The sequence below is a fragment of the Methylobacter svalbardensis genome (assembly GCF_037671525.1).
Taxonomy (GTDB): Bacteria; Pseudomonadota; Gammaproteobacteria; order Methylococcales; family Methylomonadaceae; genus Methylobacter_A; species Methylobacter_A svalbardensis.
Map to the genome: position 1 here is coordinate 1 of NZ_JAWPOH010000129.1, position 4,153 is coordinate 4,153.

Sequence of the window (4,153 nt, forward strand, 5' to 3'; positions counted from 1 at the left end):
TAGCTACCAAATACTTGCCAAACTACCTGGGCTGGCGACGGGCTTTTGAACAACACTGCCAACTCACGCCGGAAACCCTACTCAATGCTGCTCTGGGGAATTTTCAATATTTAACGATGACATAGCCATATTTAAAGACAGAAGAAAAGGTTGTAGTGATTGAAGGGGTTTGGGATTTGCCAATGATTGGCGGCGAAAGAATTTATGTTGAAAAAAAATATCATGAACTGACCGGCGGGCCAGATGTTGAACTAATCAGTATGGACGGTGCTTTTGTGCAGGGAAGCAGCGAAATCATTTGTAAATTACAAGATCAATTTGATGATGATGATATGTACAACCCTAGCACAGCTAGAAGCAAACAGTTTCATAAACTAAGAAGACTTGAGCTGAATAAGTGCAGCAACAGAAGAAAAGAAAAATTATTGGTGCTACGTAAAGAAAAACTTGAAAAATTAACTGAGAAAGAAAAATCCTGGCGTAGACTGGATAGATATTACCCGGCGTGTTCTTTACCTGAAAATTCAATTCTCGTTGTTCGCACTGGGGCATTAAGAGTATTCGAGGAACTTCTCAGTGAGAATGAGAACGAAAACGCTACAGATAACCCCGCTTTCAAATCCAACGGCCACAAAGAGCGACACGCCCAAAACCGTGAGCAAATTTTTAGTGCTGCATTTGCCGTGCTGGCTAAATGGCCGGAGGAATGTAGGGACACAAAAGGTGAGCCTGTTGCATCAAAAATAGCTGCCATGGTTGATGCTAAGGCTGATTTGTTTTGGCCTGATGCGCAGCCACCACTAGCGACTGATTCAATTGCAGATCACCTTAGAGACTGGATCAAGAAAGCCAATAGCAGTAGGAAGTAAATTTACTTCGACCGGACTAAATTTTACACCCCAGAATAATCCCCTAACACCCGATTATCATAGCCTCACGATGTTTAACTACCCGTGAGGCTTTTTTATGACCAACACACCCACCGACACAACCTTGAGCGACTTCTGCCCGAAAAGCAGTTTTGCCACTCACCCTGACAATCCGCTGAAAGAATCGGAATTTTACTGGCTGTTCAAAAATCGTGATGCAAACGGATTTAAAGGTGCATTTGTCAAAGTTACAGCCAGAAACTTTCTGGTTCACATTCCGACTTTTACTCAGTGCTTAGCAGATCGGAGGGGCGCGTAAATTCTGCCTAGTTCGCAGGGTGTGCAACTGGCTACCGATTCGGATAATTGGGCACAGATAGCCGGTATCGCATAGCTAATGCGGAGGAATGCCAGGATTTTCGCGACTTGTAGGTGAAAACTACAGTGATTTTATTACTTGTGCCGATTTATCAGGCTTGATATGGCGAAGAAAAATAAAGGGCCAAAGCTCAAATACGATAGTAGGGGCGGCGTTATGGTCGTTTCTAGGGCGATGCGAGAATCAAATTCTTATGAGTCGATGTCGCCCACTGCAAAAGTGTTGATGGACTTGCTACAGATGCAGTGGCGAAACGATAGACCTGTTGCCTATGGTGTACGTGAAGCGGGTCAAAAGATTGGATGTAAACCTGAAACTGCTGGTAAAGCGTTTAAGGTGCTACAGGATCGCGGCTTTATTGTTTGCGAAACAGAGTCTTTATTCAACAGCAGAACGGGTAGTAAGGCGCGTGAATGGCGTTTGACCTGGATGCCGTTTGATTTCAGAAATCCAACCCACGATTGGGAGAAATGGAAGCCAGAATAATAAAGCAACCGTACCGAAAAGGGGCACACAAGATCATTTTGTATGCTCCATATCGGTACACAAATTTATTTAATTGGGTTTTGTGAACCGTTTAAGGGTACGCATCAATAAGAAATCAATGGCTTACAAAAGCCTTGCTTACCCCGATTTGGTACACACCTACATAACCATACCAGTATGAAAAATATTACTTACACACCTAAAGCAAATGATTCAGAAAAGCGCACAGGCAAACAACGCTGGCGTAGTGCAAAGTAATGGCTAAGCGTCCAAATCCAAATTTAGCAAAAATCCATCGTAATTATACGGTGGAGGAAGTGGCTAATCTGTTTTCTGTCCATAAAAACACGGTGCGTTTATGGGTCAAAGATGGATTGGCGACTAATGACGACAAAAGGCCAACGTTAATCCTTGGTTCTAGTTTGAAGCATTATTTGCAGGTAAAAAGGAATAGTACAAAACGGAAATGTCTACCTTTTGAGATTTATTGCGTCCGTTGTCGGCTGCCTCAATTACCCGCTGAAAATATGGCTGATTATGAGCCGATCAACTCCAGTATGGGGCGTTTGATTGGCCTCTGCCCATCATGCAATGGGATCATCAATAAATACTTTAATATTGCCAAATTAGAGCAAATTCAAGGTAGATTGGACATCACATTACCGAAGGCACTGAAACACATAAACGAGAGTATTAAACCCCTCTTAAACAGTGACTTTAATAAGTGAGTTAAAACCATGATAAAACACAATGCAGAAAACGAACGTATCAAGCGTAAATATTTTATATTTCTTAAGGAAGCCAAGCGTCAAAATGAGAGTTCCGTTGATGCAGTTGCTAAGGCAGTAAGCCGTTTTGAATCCTATACAAAATACCGTGATTTTAAGACCTTTCATTTTGAGCAAGCGGTTGGATTTAAAAACCATCTTGCCAAGCAGGATAACCAGCAAACAGGAAAAAAATTAAGTAAAGCTACGCTTAATTCTACATTGGGGCAATTGAAAGCTTTTTTTCAATGGTTGGCTATGCAACTAGGATATAAGTCCCGGATTAGTTATACCGATACGGAATATTTTAACTTGTCGGAAAAAGAAGTTCGTATTGCAACGGCGCGTAGGAAAACGGCTGTTCCTACTATGGAACAAATTAAACATGTTATTGAGACTATGCCTAACAATTCTGACATAGAAAAACGTAATCGTAGTCTTGTTGCTTTTACTCTTTTAACTGGGGCTAGAGATAGTGCCATTGCTTCTATGAAGTTAAAACATATTGATATAAATGGGAATAGTGTTTTTCAGGATGCTAGGGAGGTGAATACTAAGTTTAGTAAGACATTTACTACTTTTTTCTTTCCGGTCGGGGATGACATTCAGCAAATTGTTTGTGATTGGGTGCGCTATCTTAAAGAAGAGTTGCTTTGGGGCAATGATGATCCTTTATTTCCTAAAACTAATGTGATTTCAGGTGAAGACAGAATTTTTAAAGCGTCAGGTTTTAAGAAGGAACATTGGAGTACTGCTTCACCCATACGGGCAATTTTTAAAGACGCTTTTGAATCGTCTGATTTACCTTATTTTAATCCGCATAGTTTCCGCAAAACGATAGTGACACTTGGTCAAAAGCTATGCCAAACCCCTGAAGAGTTTAAATCCTGGAGACAGAATTTAGGGCATGAGGATGTTTTGACGACTTTGTATAGCTATGGTGAAGTGCAACAACACCGGCAGGGGGAGATTTTTCAGCAATTAAAATCCCCACGCTCTTCTGTCAACCAAAATGTTGATGATATTGCAAGGGCAGTTGTTAAAGCAATGGCTGATCAAAACTCACAAATGGAATTTAAGCGTGACTAATACATGTTGTTTACGACTATTTCCACTTTGTGTAAGCAACAGTGATTAGTTTCCAACTGCCGCCATTAAGTGCAAATGTAGGGTATTCCTTGAAGCTAGACGGCTTTAAGCCTACAATTTGTCAAAATTGTGCCCTGGAAATCCGGCTTTTCCATCAGAAAAGTTGACGAAATCCGGGGTTTTTTATGGGCGAATCTCCGCTTTTAGGGTATTGGCCGCTTGATTTAAATACCGAAATACTTTTAAAAAAACTAGGAACAACATTGGCTTATCTTGAAGACAAAATTCAGCAAGTTCAGGACATAGCGCTCCGGGATGTTTTGCTGGCGGAAGTTAAAAATCTTAAGAAAGGGAAAAAATTCGGCTTGGTGTTTGAAGAACATGTGCCGGAATTGGTGCCGGTTTACAGTGCGCCGATTCGCCCGCGCTCGACGGTTATAGTGGACCCCGAATTCCGGACAATAGTTTAAGCTATGCTCTGTCGAAAAATGAGAAGCAGGAAATGAGCGAAAGCAAACGGAAGATTTTTACAGGGGCTCAAAAAGCCAAAATTGCATTGGAAG

Annotated in this window: 6 protein-coding genes and 1 pseudogene; all 7 read left to right on the forward strand. The window is 41.4% G+C overall.

Annotated elements, in window-relative coordinates; all coding sequences use genetic code 11:
• Positions 1-125, forward strand: a pseudogene (locus RW114_RS20015) (IS1595 family transposase); the annotation flags it as partial.
• 30 nt (positions 126-155) lie between these two features.
• Positions 156-869, forward strand: coding sequence for a hypothetical protein (locus RW114_RS20020; protein WP_340124499.1), 714 nt, complete (start codon positions 156-158; stop codon positions 867-869).
• A 97-nt stretch (positions 870-966) separates the two neighbouring features.
• On the forward strand, positions 967-1,188 hold the full coding sequence (locus RW114_RS20025; RefSeq protein ID WP_340124500.1) for a hypothetical protein: 222 nt from the start codon (positions 967-969) through the stop codon (positions 1,186-1,188).
• A gap of 162 nt (positions 1,189-1,350) precedes the next feature.
• On the forward strand, positions 1,351-1,734 hold the full coding sequence (locus tag RW114_RS20030) for a Crp/Fnr family transcriptional regulator (protein WP_340124501.1): 384 nt from the start codon (positions 1,351-1,353) through the stop codon (positions 1,732-1,734).
• Between the two features lie 257 nt (positions 1,735-1,991).
• Positions 1,992-2,462, forward strand: coding sequence for a helix-turn-helix domain-containing protein (locus RW114_RS20035; protein WP_340124502.1), 471 nt, complete (start codon positions 1,992-1,994; stop codon positions 2,460-2,462).
• 9 nt (positions 2,463-2,471) lie between these two features.
• Positions 2,472-3,590 carry a tyrosine-type recombinase/integrase gene (locus RW114_RS20040; protein ID WP_340124503.1) on the forward strand — a complete coding sequence of 373 codons (1,119 nt, stop codon included), beginning with the start codon at positions 2,472-2,474 and terminating at the stop codon, positions 3,588-3,590.
• 185 nt (positions 3,591-3,775) lie between these two features.
• The gene (locus tag RW114_RS20045; RefSeq protein ID WP_340124504.1) at positions 3,776-4,060 is read left to right on the forward strand and encodes a hypothetical protein; all 285 of its coding nucleotides are present in this window, start codon (positions 3,776-3,778) and stop codon (positions 4,058-4,060) included.
• Positions 4,061-4,153: the final 93 nt, after the last annotated feature.